The organism is Virgibacillus halodenitrificans JCM 12304, from assembly GCF_001310895.1.
In the GTDB taxonomy this organism is placed as follows: domain Bacteria; phylum Bacillota; class Bacilli; order Bacillales; family Amphibacillaceae; genus Virgibacillus_Q; species Virgibacillus_Q halodenitrificans.
In genome coordinates this window covers 259,902-278,498 of record NZ_BAZS01000001.1, presented here as the reverse complement: position 1 = coordinate 278,498, position 18,597 = coordinate 259,902, and the positions used below count along the sequence as shown (strand labels likewise).

Genomic DNA, 18,597 nt, shown 5'->3' with positions numbered 1-18,597 from the left:
TTTATGACGATAAAAAATGAGTAGCATTCTATCAATCTACCCATCGTATCCAGCAAAACTTACGGGTATAACACCGGGGCTCGCATTTTAAACACATCCGTAGCGAAGCCCCTTCAAAACCTACATCCCCACATACACAACCTGTTCATACAGCTCCGCCATCTCTTTTGCCAATGACTTTGCTTTTAACTCCTGAGTAACCCGATCGTCTGACGCAAATTCCTCAAGCCGAACTTTCAAATCTTCCCGCCACTTCACTAATTCTGGTGCATCCATTCCGTCTAACCGTTCCTTCAAATCAGCAATAAAAATCTCATGGACGGAAAACTTATTGACCAGACGAATCACTTCCAGCCCAAGAATATTAGCGGTACCTTCCCAAACGGTCAGCACCTGAGCATCGCGAAGCAGTCTTGGTGTGACAAAATCCTCGATATAGCCATTCCCGCCATGCATTTCGATTGCTTCATGGGCAAAAGCAATTGCCTGTTCTGCAGATTCTTTCTTTAAAATAGCAATGAGCAAACGATTAAGTGCTTCTTCCTCCTTCGTCGCTTCTCCGTTGGTTATCTTCTCATATAACTGGATCAACTCAAATATGGCCGCCGTTTCTGCCTCGAGCTTTTGTTTCAACTCTGTCAGTGTCTTCTGCACCATCGGAAACTCGCATAGCCGTTTACCAAAAGCATCACGGCGTTCGGCATATGCCTTTGCTTCCGAATAGCTTCTGCGCATGATGCCGATGGATGCCACCATATTGCAAATTCTTGATAGATTAAGAGCCTCCATCATATAGTAGAATCCACGATTTGGATCGCCAATCACATAAGCCTTTGCTCCATCAAATTCCACCTCTGCGGAAGGAACCGCCCGAACACCCAGCTTATCCTTCAATCGGCGGATGCGTAAGTTATTTATACTGCCATCTTCGTTCTTCCATGGAACAGCAAACAAGGTAAGTCCGCGTGATCCCACAGGTGCGCCTTCTTTTCTTGCAAGCACCATGCTACACCACACATACCGGCATTGGAGCAAAATATTTCTCGCCATATAAACGAAAATGACCCCCTGCTTCCTTTGCCTGCACAACATTGGCACCGACATCTGACCCGCCCTGTCTCTCGGTAAGAAACGTTGCACCTTCATACAGTTCCACATCCCCTGTTGCACATACATGTGGCAAAAATCGCTGCTTAATAGCTTCATCTGCATAGTGATCAAGCAAATAAGCTGTCGCCAGTGTCAGTGTAACTGGACAATAAAATCCCGGTTCAGCCTGTGATAATAGGTAACCTTGGGCAAAACTGTAAGTATAACTCCCTTTCCGTCCAAGTCCGGGTATTTCCTTATGAACATAACCGACAATCCCAGTCTTGTACGTTTCTGCAACCGTCTGCTTATACCCCTCGTTTACCCATACCTCCGAAACCTCTTCTCCATATTTATTATAACGAAGTAACCTTGGCTGTCCCTCCCGGTCTGTATGGGCTGCACGTTCATCAATGTGATTTGCGCAGGAGTCGCCGAATTTTTTCAACTCTTCGTAGGCATATGCATAAAGATCCTCGTCCAGATGCTTTTCCAACAGCTTTTGAAAAAAATCATCTTCCGTAAAGAAGTTGCGTCGATGTTGTGTCGGTGCTTTCTGTAGTACGTGCATCATTTCGTAACCCCTTCCCGCAATACCTGTTTTAAAATCTTACCGGATGCGTTTCTTGGCAAAGCTTCCACCTGCTCGTAAATCCGTGGGATCTTATATGATGCAAGACTTCCTTTCAAAAATTCCTTCACATCATCTGGATTCACTTTTGTTGTTGCTGAAAATATAGCTTTAATGTCTCTCCCCATTCCGGATGGGGTACGCCGATAACAGCAACCTCTGTAACACCTTCATATAACACAAAAATATCTTCAATCTCTTTCGGATAAACGTTCACACCCCCGGTAATAATCATGTCTTTCTTTCGATCAATAATCCAAAAATAACCATCCTCATCCTGTATTGCCATATCACCCGTCCGCAGCCAATCATCTTGTAAAACCGCAGCAGTCGCTTCCGGATTATTATAATAGCCAACCATATTGCTTTCCCCACGCAAGGCAATTTCCCCCACTTCTCCAGCCGGCAGCTCTTTACCTTCATCATCGATAATTCGGATTTCCATACCAAGTGCCGCACGTTTTCCAATGCTCCCGGCTTTTTCCTCATGTTCATGGTCAAAGAGCAATGTCCCACTCGGTCCTGCTTCCGTTAGTCCATAAACACAAACAAGGTTCCCGTCTGGAAAAGCCTCTTTTAATTGCTGCACCTGCTTTGTTGACAAACCTGCACCACCATATATCCACCACTTCATGGAAGAAAGGTCGGCTTCGTTTATACGCTCATGCCGGGCTGTTGTTAAATAGGCAACTGGTGCGCCAAAGAAATGGGTTGTCCGTTCCTGCTCAACAGTATCTAATAATAAATCGGGAGTGAATGTTGGTGTCAAAACCAATGTAGCACCGACAATCATTCCAGCCATAAAAAATAGATGCAATGGGGCCGAATGACTTAGTGGCATCATTAACAGAATTCTGCTTTCCGGCTTCACTTCCATCTCTACACAAATCATGTTCGCGACGGTTAAAATATTGCGGTAACTGAAAAGCACCCCTTTTGGATCCCCAGTTGTGCCAGAAGTATACAAAATTGTCGAAAGATCATCCTCCGTTAAATCGCATGAAATGGCTTTCGAGTTTCCACTGTCTATCAATGATTCAAAACTCATCCAATTGCCGTAGCTACCCCCGTTTTAATTAATATCGATGGTTCTGTAAAATGCTGCACACCTGGAAACAGGAGCTCATGCACAATTAGCGAATTCGCCTCGGAATTTTTCACAATGTAATTCACTTCCGGCCCCGTGAGTTTTGCATTGATCGGCACAACAATAGCCCCAATCCGCTGCACAGCAAAATATGCAATCGCAAACGTATTCACATTCGGCATCAGCAGTGCAACCTTATCCCCTTTGCTAATCCCCAAGTTATTGATAGCGCTTCCAAATTGATTCACATGAAGGTCAAGCTCCTGATAAGTCAACCGCTGCCCCTGACATACCACCGCTTCTTGCGACGGGTACTTCCTTGCATTACGTGCCAGCAACTCCGAACTGTTCATCCATCTTCCCCCTCATCCTTTAGTTTTTGTTTAAACTGTTCCAAAAGAACTTCCATCTCCGCTTTTAGTGCCTGAAATTCCGCAATCACTTCTTCAATCTCTGCAACTTTTTCTTCACCATACTCAATGGTTCGTTTTAATTGCTTCTTACCAGAACGATCTTCATCAAATAACAATATCATTTCCTTAATCTCTTCCAGCGAAAAGCCATAACGTTTCCCTCGAAAAATCAGCTTAAGCCTGGCCACATCAGATTTAGAAAATACTCTTCGATTCCCCGTCGTACGCCCAGGTACCAAAAGACCAATTTCCTCATAATACCGAATCGTCCTTGTTGTCACATCAAACTCCGCCGCAACCTCCGCAATCGTCTTCACAGCCCTCCCCTCACTTTTATTTTCATTTTACCATTGACGTTAACGTTTAAATACAAGGGTTATTTTTGGGTGGATAAGAGTTGCTTATAAGTGGAGGTGTTAGGAGTAGTGGGGCTAAAAATAGCATGTGGGACTTAGCTGCTCCTGTCCAAGCTAAGGTCCATAATATAAATTTGTGTTAACCATATGTATGCTCACCAATAAGGGAAGCTATTACATGTTTCAGGAAATGACTATGCACTTAAAAAGCGTGTATACAAGGAATTATGATATAATAAAGACAAACTATCCATACACTTAGAAAAAAGAGGATATGTAAATAAAAAATCTTAGAGGGTGATGAGAATATGACTACTCTAACTCTAAATGATATTGAAAGCAGAGTTGCTAAAAATTCAATTCAATATAGAGATACTAACAAACAAATTATTTCTCAGATTAAGAGTAAAAAATTAAATCAAGACCGTGTTAGACCTAAGAATCCAACTGAAGAAAAAATTTTAGCTACATTCTCTCGGAGTTAAGTTCATTTTGGATTATTTATCTTGCCAGAATGGAAAGAACAGTGACTTAGAGATTTGGAGATAACTGTCAATACTAATAATATTCAAGCCCAGCTCTCAAAGAGACTGGGCTATTATTTATGCGTAAATGTTTCTTGATATTAAAAATGTTTAAAATAACAGGTGAATTATCGCTGGATTATAAAAAGCTTACATTCAAAAAAATGATTAAACAAAAGGAAAGGAATAACAAGTATCTTCTTGTTGTAATTCCTTTCCTTAATGGTAAAAATGTTTTTCTAAAGCTTCAACATCATTTTGATCAGTTAGTATGCTTATTGTCCAATTATATGGAGATTCGTGAAATCCCAGTTTATCTTTAACTAAAGACTCTTCTACCTCTGATTCTTGAATCATTTTCATTGCTTCCTCTTTACTTTTACCAAACTCACTCATTAGTTCTTTTGATATATACTGAACCATTAAGTCAATCTCATTACGAAGTTCAATTGATTTGTTTGTATTTAGCACTTTATCACCTCCAAAAGTTGTGTGTATTGAGCGGCTTCATTTATTAATACTGCTAACTAATTTTTATTATTATATGCTTTTATCTCTTCATGATTCTTCGATACTAAACCACCATCAGCAACAGGTCCATAAATCCAATCTTTCTGTTGTACAGGGGATTGATTAGTTTGGCGCATATTCTATAAACAAACTGTTTCCATTCATAACCTTCATTCGAGGAGTGGCAGGCACCCATTCATATCGTTTGTCCATTTTTTCTATTTTTTTCTTTTAACACGTCCGTTATTATCAGTATATATTTCGGTTAAACCCAATTTATGAGCCTGTTTTATGAGTTCGTCTGTGCGAGATCGGGAGGATTTAAGAATGTCGTTTTGTTTTTTTTCTAAATTCAGGCCATGATTATGTTTAGGTGTTTTCAAAGCATCCATACATTATACCCCCTCTTTATTTTTAATCTTATCATAAAAATGCGCTAACGCACACATATCCGCATAAAATATTACCGTTCTTTTATCATCCTCCTGAAATTCATTTTTACCCTCACTCTGAACGCAAAGTACACCTAAAACCTCTCTGCCAATCTTAATGGGAACTCCCAGTATCGATCCGTATTCATGTTTAGGAGCATATTCTCCTCTAAAGTGCTGGCTAATTGTAACATCTGATACGAGTTCCGTGTTACCTGTTTTCCATATATGCCCTGCGAATCCTTCTCCTTTTTTAAACCTTCTGTTTCTAGATGAAGAAAACTCGATTCTACTGTATGCAAACATTTCTAGCTCGTTATTATTATTAATAAAATAGATAGTAGATGATTTATCGGCTCTGTCTTCTAATAATATAGTTACACATTCATCTAAAACATTATTACAAAATTCAAGCTTCCAAAAGGGTTTACGCTCTACTAATAGCTGAATCAATGATCGAACCAGTCTACTCGCATTTTTGTGGTGTCTGATGAAAATATCACTTATGTAGGCTATTTGTTCTAATTCAAGATCTTTTGTTCAAGCTCATCCAGTAAGTTGTCCGTATACATTTCCTGTTCTTCCAGTTTCCCTTTTAGCATATGTTGTTCCTTTAATATTTTTGAACGGTTCTTGCTTTCTTTTTTAAAGTCTGGATGATACATAAAATTAGGTATATTTGTTGCACCTACAGAAACAACGTCCGGGTTAGCCCTGATTTCCCTTGCCAATATACTCGTTGAAAAAATTATTGTTAACAGAACGCAAATTAATTCAAACACTTCTTTAGAAGAAACTTTTCCGGTTGGAACCATCCAATTATGAATCGTTGTATACGTTTCACTAATACCTAAAAAGATGGCTAAAGTAAGTAGCAATCCAACAATATAACTTACAATTAGCTTTGCTGATTTTGGCATTTTATTCTCCACCTTTTATACATTTTATACATTTTGAGTTAAATAATGATCCAACTTCACACTCCTATACTTCTTTCCCCAAAAAATAGGTTAGTATTGCTTAACTTATCTCACAATCCCCTCAAAGGTCGGCTTTTTTTTCATCTACATTGCTCACACCTCAGTTCTAAAATATATATGTATTAAATAAATTATAGATCATATGTTCGTAAAAGGCTAGCTATATACAAAACATTTAATCGACAAAATACTACATAATTCGAGAAATGACAGTCACTACCGACTTATTCAATCTCTCAACCCGTAAAAGCAACCAGATAATTTTCAACAGGATACGGGGAGCGACAGTGGCATTCAAAACTTAATTCCTTTATGTCTTCTACACGCATGCCAAAATCGGGAGCTTCAGCAACTTCATTAGTATAAGGGAGACAGGGAATAATTGGTGACATGATCGTATAACAAGATGAGCAGAGCAAGATTGAGTGAAACACCTAACCATTCACCGTATAAATGAATGTACTGCTGGAAATAATAGTTTTATAGATTAAAAGGAAGGGGAACTTTGTATGCCACGAATATCAGTAGTTCCATTTAGTAGGATTGTGGAAATTTATGGAAACACACATCACAGAAATGATCTGGAAGCAATGAAACATTTAGAGAATGCTTATGAGCAGGGAATGACAGAGATTATTAGGGAAATGGCTTATTTGGAGATGCTTCATTATGAGAAAGAGTATGTACCTGAAAATAACCATGGCGAAACACGTAATGAAGAAACACCATTTCAGCGTGCTATACGTCTGTGTCATACCAAAGACCAAAGAGATGCATTGTTTGATGTAGAAGCTGAACTCAATTCCTTCGCTGTGTTCGAATCGGAGAGATATTTTATTGATGGGTTTATACGCGGGTACAAATTTCTGAAAAGAAACAACTGCTCATAAACGTTAATTATTCCTTTCTTCTCATCAGAGATTAATGGGCCGACCACATGCCAGATTCTACACCTCAGAAGCAATCTATATATCCGTACTACAATTGCATTTACTGGCCCATTCTTGGCTCTTTGATATTATCCCTCTGTATATTCTTACTCTTCCCCTAATAACAATCTTGACTATCATCCTGCAAAGTACGGCGGCGATTCTGACCCAACTTTTTAAACACCACAAAATGAATAACCAACGTGGGACAGAGGGTCAGGTTCACTGTCTCAATCTTTTTATAGTAAGGAATGTTGTACTATATAAGCAAAAGTGGTTTCATTAAGCAAAAAAACTTGAGAGTTAGCAATATAAATAAAAGACCTCTTGTATAATAAAAATTCCATGCAATAAAGCATGGGACTGTTATACAGAAGGTCTTTAATGTTTAATTGCCGTAAAATGCATTCAAGTAAAAGCTCCGTCGGATGTTGTATGGGTTTAATCAAGTGCTGAGTTTTCGTGTTTAATAATTAATATTTACTTTAACGACCTAAGCAGTGAGGCTGGTACCTAGCATTTCCGAAAATATAGGTTCTTACAAAGTATCCATTCGACACAATATAACATTATTCGAGGAGTGACAGGCATGCCAAAGAAGAACGATTTTTGTAGTGTGTAATATTACTGATTGAGGAATTTACGAAGTTTCTTTTCGTGCTGCATAGTTTTGCTGGAAAGAAAGTCAACGGTTTCTTGTGTTTCTGTTAATTCAACACGTACTCCATTAATTTTTGTTTCAAGACGATCAAAACGTTCATCCATACGGTTTTCAAGTTCTGTCTTCATATTATGCATGCCGTTCTCAAGCTCAGTTATCCTTCCAGTGATCTCACCAGAGTATTGTTTGAGTGCCTTAAGAATTTCCTTCAGTTCATGTTGTTCCATGTTGTATCACCTCCCTATTAAAATCATTATATGCTATACTACTTCTTTTTTAAAGGCCTATTATCTTGGGATTTTAATTGGATTGCGCAATACCAAGTATTAAACCAAGTTACTAGATTTCCGGTTTATCGTCATCTCTGTTAAAGATGATTAAATGATAATGTTCATTCCTATCTAGTTTAAAAGGAGAACCGCTTTATGCTTACATCACTATAAAGAAGTCGGAAGCTGACCCCAGAACTCACTTGAAAGTGACTGGCAGCTGAACGCTAAAAATATGAAGAGTTCTTCCCCATGCTGAGAGAAGGGATCTGAATATGAAAGAATATGCACCACTTCATGACAATCAAAATTATCTTTACACAAACTGGCTTTTGCTCCCTGGAGAATCACAAACTAACCAGAACAGCGCCACGTGTCCAGGAATGCAAAAAACCATAAGGGCAATTGGTCTATATAACCGATTGGTCTTATGGTCTCTATTGAGTGATGCTACCTCCCTAGCATTTGACTTCTCTAAAATTGACTTTCTATATCTTTAATACGCTCATATAGCTCTTTATTTACCAGAGCAGAGATATTATGTTTTCTTGCCAATTTTCGAGGGGTGACAGGCACTCAAAACTACTATATCCCAAAAAAGTCACGCATCTAAATAATCCATAATAGAGATCGACATTTCCAAGGCTTTTTCTTTTTGACCGGTTTTTATATAATGCGAAAATAATTCTTTTTCATAACGCTGGGAAATAACAACATAGCCGTTTGTCTTAAAGTAGGGTAAGGCTTTATGTGCCAGAAAATCGTAGTAGAGTGTCTTCTGCTTCAAAATCTCATGTTTGTGTAGAATCATTATGTGTGAATACAATGTATCCTTAATCTCTTTCGCTATTTCCAAACCCTCCTCTATATATTTCAACAATACATCTTTTGGTACTATGTGCCCTTCTATTCCACATCTTATGACCCCTTCTAAAGAAAGTAGATAAACACTTGAATATGGCTCCTTTAAAGCCATTGATTGTTCATATAACTTTTTGGCTTCTGCATAATTTTGCTTTCTGAAATTTTCATAGGCATAGTTATGTGTGATTTTCGCTTTTTTGTCATAAGCATGCACGAGATCGCAGAGCTCAAGCAGGTTTCCATACCTTTCAATGGTTTCATTAAATTCTTTCTGATTGTCTGACTCAAGTTGAATAATCATAAGATTTTCAGCATCAATGATGCCAAGGAAATTGTTGCGTTGTTTAAATAAATTTAATGCTTTTTCAGCATAATAGTAAGCGAAAACGGGAGATTTATTATGATGATACGCTGAGGCCAGATCATAATAAACAAGAGGATTTGTGTAAATATCAAAGTCAATCGTTTTTAACAGCTTCAGAGCTTTAGGATGGTTTTCTGTCATCATATAATAACTACCTAGTACATGCTTGTATAAATTCTGTTCGAATTTCGGACGTTCTTCAATTTCTTTAGGAAGAAGCTTGAAGTGTTTTTTAACGATGTCCTTATTTCCAATTTTAATATGGTGCAGCATCTTTGTTAGACAGTAAAGCGTTTTGTATTCAGAAACAGAAATGAACTGATTGTTATCTAAATCAGCCTCAACCTCATTCGCAGAGGAGTTTTGTGTAATAATCATATCTTGCCAGAGATCGAGTTTCTCTTTAATAGTGGTTATGTTTACTAACTCTTTTTCCATATCTATCCCTAGTCTGTTAACCAGGAGATTGATAATTTCCCCAGAATACTCAGTTAATCCGCGTTCTATCTTACTGACATGTGTAGACGAGCAAACTCCTCTTCCAAGTTGCTCCTGTGTCAAATTGGCCCTCTCACGATAAAACTTTATCACCTTTCCCTCATACATAATACATACCCCCAAGTAATTTGATGCCACTCTTAGAAAAAATCACCGTCGTTTGTATAATGCATTTATCATATAGCAAAATTGGGGTTTTTTGCGATAGGTCTTTTAAACTAGTTTTGCCAAATTCGATAGAAAAAGACAACTTTCGCAAACAACTATAGTGCAATGATACTATACAGAATAATTTGAAATATCAAAATAACCCCCATTTACAAAAAGTAGATTGCTGATAGCATTAATAACAAGAACTTGATCCTATTAAACAAGTGAGGTGAGTTGACGGATTTCGGTAGTTTACTAAAATGGTCAAATTGAGAGGAGAAACTGATGCTAAAAAAACAAATTTTAAAGCGAATCATTGTGATTGTATCTGTCTTATTGCTATTAGGTTCATTATTCGTTCCTACATTCCAGCCGGTACAGGCAAAGGTAACCACAACGGATGCGAAGGACATTTTACGTGGACTAACAGATGAACAACGCAATGCCATTAAAACATTAGAAACCCAAAAAAGCTTTGTGGTCCATCCTGATATTAATCTCAATAACGATGCTCCAGTCGATGTCATTATTGAATTTAAACAGGATCCTGCAAAAGTTGAGATCGCTAAAACAAAGATGAGTGGCAAAAAACAAACGCTTTCCGTAGAAAATGCAGAAGAAAAGGTTGAAGCATCACATGATGCGTTTAAAAAAGCGATTCTAGATATTAAAAAAGACGCTACCACAGAAACGCACTCTGACAAAAAGAGGAAACAGCCCCAATCTGATATTACGATAAAACAAGAATATCGCGATGCATTCAATGGGGTCGCTATGACTTTACCAGCAACTTCTATTAAGTCCCTTCTTGAATATGGGCTTATCGAGCATGTATGGAAAAACGAAACGATAACGTTGGATTTGCCAGCGTCAAACAGTAAAACTATTGAGCCAAAAATGAAAGACAGCATCCCACAAATTGGGGTGGATAAACTTCATGAAGAAAATATTACAGGAGAAGGTGTCAAAGTAGGCGTCATTGATACAGGCATTGACTATCATCACCCTGATTTGACAAATGTTTATAACGGTTATACGGCCAAGCAAGGGGAAGATCCTGCAACCATTGATCCTGACAGCGTTAAGGGCTGGGACTTTGTTGAAAATGATGCAGATCCAATGGAAACAACATATAAAGATTGGAAAGAATCAGGGCAACCAGAGCTAAATGGAAATGGCAGTTCTTATTACACATCTCACGGCACTCACGTATCCGGTACTGTAGCAGGCCAAAAAGAAAACGACGTGGACTATGCAGTAAAGGGTGTTGCACCAGGAATTAATTTGTATAACTATCGCGTACTTGGACCTTATGGCAGTGGCGATATGAGTTGGGTTATCGGGGGCATCGATAAGGCTGTTCGTGACGGAATGGATGTTATTAATCTGTCCCTGGGCGCAAGTATTAATGATCCTTTATCTCCTGCAGCAGTTGCTGTTAACAATGCAATGCTCTCAGATGTTGTTACTGTCGTAGCAGCAGGAAATGCAGGACCACGTGCGAACACAATCGGTACCCCTGGAGCAGCAGCATTGCCTATTACAGTTGGAGCAAGTGATGTGTCACAGACGATACCAACATATGAAGTGTCAGCAGGAACTGTGACATTAACCGATTTACAATTACTTGCAAAAGACTTTACAGATGACATCGGTGACCTTCAAGGGCAAACCTATCCTGTTGAATTTGTTGGTTTGGGATCGGCAAATGATTTTGCAGGGAAAGACTTATCAGGCAAAATTGCTCTAATCGAACGTGGAGAAGTGGCATTCGCAGATAAAATTAATAACGCAGCAGAAGCAAATGCAGAAGCAGTTATCGTTTATAACAATGAGGATGGGCAAATTCCATTTTACCTTGGTGAAACGACCAACATTATTCCATCTTTCCGCTTATCAAAAGAAGATGGGGAAAACTTGAAATCCATCCTAAATGAAGAGGATAACCTGACATTTGGTGATCTCTCCAATACGAAAACAATTGGCGATCATTTAGCTGATTTCAGTTCAAGGGGACCAGTGACAAAAAATTACGACATAAAACCTGATGTTACTGCACCGGGTGTGTCCATCTATTCTACGTTCCCGTCATATATCAATGATCCTGAAAATAACAGCTATGAATCAGCTTATGCAAGAAGTAATGGGACATCAATGGCTTCTCCGCATGTTGCTGGCGCAGCGGCATTAATTATGCAAGAAAACCCTGATTATAACGCTTTTGAAGTAAAAAAAGCCTTAATGAATACATCCGTAGACCTCCGGGAGGATTACTCTGTTTATGAAGTGGGAGCAGGTCGGATAAACGTCTATAATGCAGTCCATGCAAATACAAGATTAACCGTCATTGATGAAGTTGACATGATTGAAAACGAAGCTTCTGTCACAATCGACGGAGAAACAGGCTCTATTCGCTTCGGTAGTCACTATCTGACAGGTGGGAAAAATTTAGAAGAAAGTAAAAGAGCTATCATTGAAAATACATCTAGTGAGCAAAAAACATATACCATAGAATCTGATTTTTTACCACCCCAAAATAACAGGCAGGACGCAGAGGGTAACGGTGTTGAAATAAGTATTCCTGACTCTCTTACATTAGCAGGAAATGCAAGTGAAGCACTAAACCCGACAATTCATGTTCCTTCTGGAGCAGCATTTGGAACATATGAAGGCTATATCCGTGTGACAAACGATCAAGATGCTGCAGAAAAATATCAAGTACCATTTGCCATCAGGGTTTCTGATAAAGGTATTGATTATGCAGAATTAGACAGACCGGCTGTAACAAACGACTGGGAATTCCACCCGTTTTTAAACCCGATTATCTCCATGTTTCTAAAGCTAAAAAGTCCGATGGAAACAGTCAATATTATTGTCAGTGACCCTGAAAGCGGTGAAGCGCTTGGTGTCGTTGGATCAATAAAGGATTTGGACGCCGATGTTGAATATTTTCTAATGGAAGCTTTTATGGGATACGTATTTCCATTTGAAGATGATCCGTCCAACCCGATTTCGTTCGATCCAATTCCACTGCCGGAAGGGGATTATAATTACGAGCTTATTGGAATAGATGCTGACGGTAAAACATACACCTTAGACCAACCCGTCGTGGTTGATAATACACCACCTGAAATGACGTTTAACGATTATGAACCAGGGGTTATCGAACTGGATGATTCTATGTTTACAGATCAATATGGTCATTATGCATTCTGGATGCACATGAATGTCTACGATTCAACGATAGACGTATTGAATTCAAAAGGATTGGACTATGATCAATCTGAGAATGTTGTAGGGTATTATGGTAATTCCGCCTTTCCAGGAGTACTTGGTGTAGAACCTGATGGGTTGTTTAAAATCGGTGTTCTCCCAGAAGACATAGAAAATGGTCCGTTAAATCTGGATTTAATTCCTGTTGACTTAGCAAGTAATGCAGATACAAAAAACTCACCAAGATATACCTTTGTTAAAAAAGGCACAACATATGCCTTGCCGACTTTTGACAAAGAAAAGATATCAGCTGGCGATGAACTTAACATGACCCTTAATTTAAATCACGTTAAACAACTCGTAGGCGGAGAATTTGATGTCGAATATGATGAAGAGATTTTCTCATTCGAAGGCTTTAAATTAAATGAAGAATTTAAAGCATTTACTGAAGAAAATGATATCCAAGTTGATCTTCTTGAACCAACATTTGATGATAGTTTTTGGGGTAAAAAAGTGACTGTTGGTGCTCATTTTGCAGATCAATCCGTTGAAGGTTTTTCAGGAAGCACAGACTTCATTGATTTGAAATTTAAGGTAATTGATGATGAGGCTTATAAAGATGTGTCTGTGTTAAATGTAGCAAATCTGAGTTATAAGCAACAAGGAAATAGCGAATCAACTTCGGTCCCTGCATTTTACCATGATAACTTCAAGCTGATTCCAACCAAATCAAGCGTAAACGGTTTTATTCAGCCGGAATCCTTTAAGCACGAAGAAGGATTTTTGGAAACTAGAAATTATGAAGAAATGGGCGTACATGTTTATGCCAAATTAAATAATAAAGGAAAAAAATATAAAGGTTCCATCGAAAATAATGGAGAGTTTACCATAAATGGGCTTCCCATTTCAGATGATGACTATACGTTTTATTTCGAGGTACCTGGTCACTTGACTTCTACTTTAACACTGAATCCAGCACAGGAAGTAAAAGGGGAACTTATCGGACAGCGTTTAAGAATTAATCCGAAACTTAACAAAGCTGGAGATGTGAATGGTGATGGTGTCATTGACATCCATGACGCCATGAGAATAGTTGCTCAATATGGTAAACAAAATCCTAAAGCAGACATCAATAAAGATGACATAGTTAATGAGACGGACATCCGTTATGTAGAAGAAAACTTCTTAAGTATTGGCGACTTGGCTGGAAATAAGCAGCCGCGTGAGAAGCTTGGTCCTAAAGGAATTAATGAGCTTCTTAAAGCACTCGGTTTGGAACCATCTGGACAGTAATCTGGATAAAAGAATAGGAGGGGAACTGGTGGGTGAAAAACAGAGGCGTTTTATAACAAAGGTAATCTCAGCATGTATTAAATGGCTTTCTGTCGCTATGTTTATTCTTGTGTTAATTATTTTTATACAAATGGCCAGGCATCCAGACCAGCCCCCTCAAATTCTGGGCTTACAAGGACTGACCGTTTTATCAAATAGTATGAATCCAACCTTTCAAACAGGCGACCTCGTTATTGTAAAGGCTATGGATGCATTAGACGTGAATAAGAATGACATCATTACATTTAAGGAAAATGATGGCCCATATATTACTCACCGGGTTATTGATATCGTTGATGAAAAAGGCGCAATAGGATTTATCACAAAAGGGGATAACAATAACGTCGCTGATCAAGAAATTGTTCATGCTCACCATTTACTCGGGCAAGTAGCATTTCATATTCCATATCTCGGGTATATTGCAAATTTTATAGGAAGTAAAGCTGGTTTTATCCTATTAATTTTACTTCCACTCGTTGGCTACATCGCTTTGGAATTGAACGACAAAATAGGAAAAAACAATAACAAAAAGGGAGTTGTAAATGAATATGAGCAGTGAAAATAAACGGATAAGAAAGAGTGGATTGAAGAAAGCACTTTTGGCAACATCTCTTTCTGGGGCTTTAATTGTCTCGGCTGGCATGGGCACCTATTCCTGGTTCACGTCAGAAACGAACGCCCATGGTGAGTTGAAAGGCGGGATGCTAGAGTTAAATAACGGCACGGACATCGAACAGCCGCTGTTCGATGAAAAACAATTTTCCCCTTCACAACTTCAATATGGCAGTTGGGTTTCACTATCCAATACAGGTGATTTAGATGCACATTTAAAGGCAATCTACAATCATTCCATTGATAAAGCCAGCCTTGATGCCTACGAAGTGGGATATATGGCTATGAAATATACAGTAAAACCGGATCAAGATGCCTATAAAGATTCAAAAATTGCTTTAGACAACCTATTTAACGGTGTAACGAATGAACGATCCGTAATGAAGAGCTTACCTAATGATATTGAAGTAAGTGGAAAGATTGTCACTCAAAAAGATGCTGACTCTGGAGAGATCGTTCTTGGCGAGGGCAGCGAGGATTCCTTTTGGGAAGTGGAAGAAGGCCAATATATTGATCTAATGATTGCGGTTAAATTAGATGAAAGCGCCGGGAACGATTATCAGGGTGCACGCTACAACGCCTCTCTTAACGTTATCGCAAAACAAACAGATGATGGAGCCAAGTACGAATAATAAATGAAAATAGCAAAAGGTGAAAATGAATGCAGTCAAATATATATATTGACCCAAAAATAGACATTGCTAGTGACGAATACATTGGCATAATAATTGAGTTTAAAATAAAACCTGCCAAAACTGCCGTGGCCACATGTATATCAAATTTGACAATGGAACAAGCCAAACAGCAGGTTGAAACAAGCCACCAGATATTTCAAAGGGAACTCAAACAGTTAGAGGAATCCAATATTGAATATTTCATCATTAATACCTATAAAGATTCCTTTAATGGTGTGTCGATGCGTCTAAAAGGAAATACAGTTCAACGCTTGCTTCGATCCACTGTTATAAAAGCGATTTATAAGACCGAGGAAATGAATGTACCTAAAAAGCCAGTAGATACAAGGTATCAAATATAACAATCCCCCTGATAGTAAGTGTAATTAACTTAGTATTGGGGGGATTTGTTACATTGAATATGCTATTCCTTCATGCCTTGGACCTTGGAAATTTTCCATTGGAGAGGTTGGCAAGTGTTTTTTATTTATGCAGCAACTTCAAAGACCAATATATAAGTTAATTGCCAAAGACTACATTTTTAGTTTGTAATAACCACTATACTGGCAAATAAAATCCGCATCTTTTACATCAACTGACACAACCTCTTATTTAGCCAATGTGTGTTTTAAATTTGGAAGATGCCAGCCACCTAGAACTATAAAATTCTTCAATCAAGCTGCAGAAGGAGGCCTCCCCACCATCCCCCAATACTCAACCTCATTAAATAACCGTTGTTCACGAGGTTCTTTCTGTGATAATAGTAAATATATTTGTTCTTCATACACGCTCTTTTTCTTGTGAAAGGGCATCGTAACTGACCTTGCATATTTCTCAATAAAATAAAGTTGAAAAGAAGTTAAGCTTCCATCAATCCGCATAAATTCAAGATGCTTTCGAATATGAGGAGCTTTTTTGCACAAAATGGAGGAACTCCAAATTTTATTCATCATGGTAAGATCACGTGCTTTCTCTGCATAAAGCTTTCCTCTTTTAGTCATTTCTTCGTGAAAAGAAAATTGCAGGATTTGCTTCATAGTAAAACCTGTTCTGTCCTCAATACTTTGTAGATCAGCATTTTCAAGTTGATTGACCAAGTCAAAACGAAACTGGTTTAATTTCTGGATACCAACTTTATTTGTAATTGAATTCCGTAACGTTAAGTACACTATATCGTCTCGTGAATCAGGACTTATAATTTGGGCATTCACTACTGCATTACTATTATATTTTTTCTGTAAAGCTATTTCATGAAAATCAGTTACATAGAACAGTTCTCCATTCCATTTATATAAGTATATTAATATTGAAGGTATTGGAGTTAGCGTCTTTAATTCCCTTAATGCATTTTTTGAAGGTAAGTGGACTTCACTCTTTGTAATCATTTGGATATTACTAATTGGTATTAATGTTAATTCTCCGTTGCTCATACGACCATCCTCCTTGCTTCACTATATGAAGCAGGACGATTGTCCTATTAACATAACTAACAAACGCTTGAAAACTTTTGTTCAATAAAGTTTTTCTAATTATTAAGGACAAGTAGAGCCACTGTTTGCTGGTGGGAAAGCCAGCAATAAAAATAACCTCTTGTAAATAATTGCTTACAAAAAAGCATGATCCAAATATACAGGAGGTTTTTAGTGATTAATTGTCGTGGTCCTCCAACTGCACTCAAGAAAACCTCAAAAAGATATCGTATGATTTTAAACAAGTGCCGCGGTTATAGACTATATATGTCCATATCCTCTACCTTACGACTTTAAAACAGTCCAGACTGACCCCAGCACTTCCCAAAAGATAGCTATATACAAAACATTCATTCGACAAAACACTACATAACTCAAGCAGCTCCAAGCACCCAACACAACGTCCTCTCCCCCACCCAATTACAACCTATTCAAAAATTCCCATAAAAAATAGGTTGTAATTGGTTGTCAGATAGTTTAGTATGTTAACATATTCTGAAAATTAGGAGGGGTTAAAATTGAATGAAAACGATGCTCTAATTGAAGTTCATAGAGGTAATCATATAGAGAGCGCGCATCATGTACATATTGCTGTCGTTGATTCTGCAGGAACGTTGCTGCATTATGCTGGAAATAGTAACAAAAATATTTATGCCCGTTCTTCGATGAAACCTATTCAAGCTATACCAATCGTGGAGACTGGTGCAGCGGATTATTATGAATTTAGTGATGCTGACTTATCCCTTTGTACCGCGTCCCATAGTGGTGAAGCGATGCATACAGATCGAGTGACATCCATTCTAAAACGTGTCGGGATTGATGATACGAAGCTGCAATGTGGCACCCATATACCAAGATGGCAGGAAACGTATAAAAATCTGATTAAAAACGATAAGGAAGTTACTCCTTTATTTAATAACTGTTCAGGTAAACATACAGGGATGCTGGCAACAGCAATGTTTATGGGAGAACCTATTAACACCTATTATGAGCTGGATCACCCTGTCCAACAACGCATTATGCAAACCGTTAGTGAAATATGTGACTACCCGCAAGAGGATATTGAAGTCGGTATTGATGGCTGCGGGGTTCCAGTACATGGTTTACCTTTGGAACGACTTGCTTATGGCTTCGCAAGAATGGCAAATCCCGAATCACTTGGTAAAGAAAGAGCCGAGCATGTGCGTCGGGTTACAAAAGCAATGACTGCAGCACCTGAAATGGTCGGAGGTACAGATCGGTTTTGTACAGATTTTATGATCGCCGGAAAAGCCAGATTCTTTGGCAAGGCAGGAGCTGAAGGAGTCTACTGTATTGGAGATACGCAAACCGGATTAGGTATTGCCATAAAAGTTGCCGATGGTAATGGAAGAGCGGTATATCCTGCTGCAATGGAAACACTTGTGCAGCTTGGATTACTGGAAAACAATCAGATCGAACAATTGAAAGAATATCACCATCCCAAATTAAAAAATGCCCGAAATGAAATCATTGGTGAATTGATCCCTCATTTTCAATTAAAGCATATTGCATTGGCTTAG

General features: G+C 38.3%; 15 protein-coding genes and 2 pseudogenes. 7 read left to right on the top strand and 10 right to left on the bottom strand.

Features of this window, described 5'->3' with window-relative positions:
* Nucleotides 1–120 precede the first annotated feature (120 nt).
* The 3 genes and pseudogenes from JCM12304_RS01165 to JCM12304_RS01155 form a co-directional block, all read right to left on the bottom strand.
* Nucleotides 121–1,660 (bottom strand): annotated as a pseudogene (locus JCM12304_RS01165) (acyl-CoA dehydrogenase family protein).
* Nucleotides 1,660–3,160 (bottom strand): annotated as a pseudogene (locus JCM12304_RS01160) (class I adenylate-forming enzyme family protein). Before JCM12304_RS01160 ends, JCM12304_RS01165 begins: the two co-directional pseudogenes overlap by 1 nt.
* Complete coding sequence (locus JCM12304_RS01155) at nucleotides 3,157–3,537, bottom strand: MerR family transcriptional regulator (RefSeq protein WP_060678304.1); 381 nt, start codon at nucleotides 3,535–3,537, stop codon at nucleotides 3,157–3,159. Before JCM12304_RS01155 ends, JCM12304_RS01160 begins: the two are co-directional and overlap by 4 nt.
* A 347-nt stretch (nucleotides 3,538–3,884) precedes the next feature.
* Here JCM12304_RS01155 and JCM12304_RS19230 point away from each other — a divergent pair, with 347 nt between their 5' ends.
* On the top strand, nucleotides 3,885–4,061 hold the full coding sequence (locus JCM12304_RS19230; RefSeq protein WP_157360414.1) for a hypothetical protein: 177 nt from the start codon (nucleotides 3,885–3,887) through the stop codon (nucleotides 4,059–4,061).
* A gap of 258 nt (nucleotides 4,062–4,319) precedes the next feature.
* Here the strand turns inward: JCM12304_RS19230 and JCM12304_RS01150 are convergent, their stop codons facing one another.
* From JCM12304_RS01150 to JCM12304_RS01140, 4 genes are all read right to left on the bottom strand, one after another.
* Entirely contained in the window at nucleotides 4,320–4,571 is a 252-nt protein-coding gene (locus JCM12304_RS01150; RefSeq protein ID WP_060678303.1) for a hypothetical protein, read from the bottom strand.
* 257 nt (nucleotides 4,572–4,828) lie between these two features.
* Nucleotides 4,829–5,002, bottom strand: coding sequence for a hypothetical protein (locus JCM12304_RS19225; RefSeq protein WP_157360413.1), 174 nt, complete (start codon nucleotides 5,000–5,002; stop codon nucleotides 4,829–4,831).
* Between the two features lie 3 nt (nucleotides 5,003–5,005).
* Nucleotides 5,006–5,494, bottom strand: coding sequence for a GAF domain-containing protein (locus JCM12304_RS01145; protein ID WP_060678302.1), 489 nt, complete (start codon nucleotides 5,492–5,494; stop codon nucleotides 5,006–5,008).
* Nucleotides 5,495–5,562: 68 nt separating this feature from the next.
* The gene (locus JCM12304_RS01140; RefSeq protein WP_060678301.1) at nucleotides 5,563–5,961 is read right to left on the bottom strand and encodes a hypothetical protein; all 399 of its coding nucleotides are present in this window, start codon (nucleotides 5,959–5,961) and stop codon (nucleotides 5,563–5,565) included.
* Between the two features lie 569 nt (nucleotides 5,962–6,530).
* Between JCM12304_RS01140 and JCM12304_RS01135 the strand changes: the two genes are divergently transcribed.
* Nucleotides 6,531–6,911 carry a hypothetical protein gene (locus JCM12304_RS01135; protein WP_060678300.1) on the top strand — a complete coding sequence of 127 codons (381 nt, stop codon included), beginning with the start codon at nucleotides 6,531–6,533 and terminating at the stop codon, nucleotides 6,909–6,911.
* 663 nt (nucleotides 6,912–7,574) lie between these two features.
* On the opposite strand, the gene JCM12304_RS01130 is transcribed toward JCM12304_RS01135, so the two are convergent.
* Together JCM12304_RS01130 and JCM12304_RS01120 are read right to left on the bottom strand one after the other, a co-directional pair.
* Entirely contained in the window at nucleotides 7,575–7,838 is a 264-nt protein-coding gene (locus tag JCM12304_RS01130; protein WP_060678299.1) for an exodeoxyribonuclease VII large subunit, read from the bottom strand.
* Nucleotides 7,839–8,481: 643 nt separating this feature from the next.
* Nucleotides 8,482–9,714, bottom strand: a complete 1,233-nt coding sequence (locus tag JCM12304_RS01120) for a helix-turn-helix domain-containing protein (protein WP_060678297.1) — start codon at nucleotides 9,712–9,714, stop codon at nucleotides 8,482–8,484.
* A 327-nt stretch (nucleotides 9,715–10,041) separates the two neighbouring features.
* On the opposite strand from JCM12304_RS01120, the gene JCM12304_RS01115 reads away from it, so the two are divergent.
* From JCM12304_RS01115 to JCM12304_RS01100, 4 genes are read left to right on the top strand one after another with little or no spacing between them, the layout of a single operon-like run.
* On the top strand, nucleotides 10,042–14,262 hold the full coding sequence (locus JCM12304_RS01115) for a S8 family serine peptidase (protein ID WP_060678296.1): 4,221 nt from the start codon (nucleotides 10,042–10,044) through the stop codon (nucleotides 14,260–14,262).
* Between the two features lie 28 nt (nucleotides 14,263–14,290).
* Complete coding sequence (locus JCM12304_RS01110) at nucleotides 14,291–14,860, top strand: signal peptidase I (RefSeq protein ID WP_060678295.1); 570 nt, start codon at nucleotides 14,291–14,293, stop codon at nucleotides 14,858–14,860.
* A complete protein-coding gene (locus JCM12304_RS01105) occupies nucleotides 14,844–15,545 on the top strand; it encodes a hypothetical protein (RefSeq protein WP_060678294.1) in 702 nt (233 codons plus the stop codon). Before JCM12304_RS01110 ends, JCM12304_RS01105 begins: the two co-directional genes overlap by 17 nt.
* A gap of 29 nt (nucleotides 15,546–15,574) precedes the next feature.
* Entirely contained in the window at nucleotides 15,575–15,949 is a 375-nt protein-coding gene (locus JCM12304_RS01100) for a protease inhibitor I9 family protein (protein ID WP_060678293.1), read from the top strand.
* Between the two features lie 312 nt (nucleotides 15,950–16,261).
* Here the strand turns inward: JCM12304_RS01100 and JCM12304_RS01095 are convergent, their stop codons facing one another.
* Nucleotides 16,262–17,017: a hypothetical protein gene (locus JCM12304_RS01095; RefSeq protein ID WP_060678292.1), complete on the bottom strand. Its 756-nt coding sequence runs from the start codon at nucleotides 17,015–17,017 to the stop codon at nucleotides 16,262–16,264.
* 557 nt (nucleotides 17,018–17,574) lie between these two features.
* On the opposite strand from JCM12304_RS01095, the gene JCM12304_RS01090 reads away from it, so the two are divergent.
* Nucleotides 17,575–18,597 carry an asparaginase gene (locus tag JCM12304_RS01090; protein WP_060678291.1) on the top strand — a complete coding sequence of 341 codons (1,023 nt, stop codon included), beginning with the start codon at nucleotides 17,575–17,577 and terminating at the stop codon, nucleotides 18,595–18,597.

Coding starts and splice junctions, on each gene's coding strand:
- JCM12304_RS01095 (WP_060678292.1), bottom strand. CDS start 17,017: ATGAGCAACGGAGAATTAACATTAATACCAATTAGTAATATCCAAATG.
- JCM12304_RS01130 (WP_060678299.1), bottom strand. CDS start 7,838: ATGGAACAACATGAACTGAAGGAAATTCTTAAGGCACTCAAACAATAC.
- JCM12304_RS01100 (WP_060678293.1), top strand. CDS start 15,575: ATGCAGTCAAATATATATATTGACCCAAAAATAGACATTGCTAGTGAC.
- JCM12304_RS19225 (WP_157360413.1), bottom strand. CDS start 5,002: ATGGATGCTTTGAAAACACCTAAACATAATCATGGCCTGAATTTAGAA.
- JCM12304_RS01135 (WP_060678300.1), top strand. CDS start 6,531: ATGCCACGAATATCAGTAGTTCCATTTAGTAGGATTGTGGAAATTTAT.
- JCM12304_RS01115 (WP_060678296.1), top strand. CDS start 10,042: ATGCTAAAAAAACAAATTTTAAAGCGAATCATTGTGATTGTATCTGTC.
- JCM12304_RS01105 (WP_060678294.1), top strand. CDS start 14,844: ATGAATATGAGCAGTGAAAATAAACGGATAAGAAAGAGTGGATTGAAG.
- JCM12304_RS19230 (WP_157360414.1), top strand. CDS start 3,885: ATGACTACTCTAACTCTAAATGATATTGAAAGCAGAGTTGCTAAAAAT.
- JCM12304_RS01120 (WP_060678297.1), bottom strand. CDS start 9,714: ATGTATGAGGGAAAGGTGATAAAGTTTTATCGTGAGAGGGCCAATTTG.
- JCM12304_RS01140 (WP_060678301.1), bottom strand. CDS start 5,961: ATGCCAAAATCAGCAAAGCTAATTGTAAGTTATATTGTTGGATTGCTA.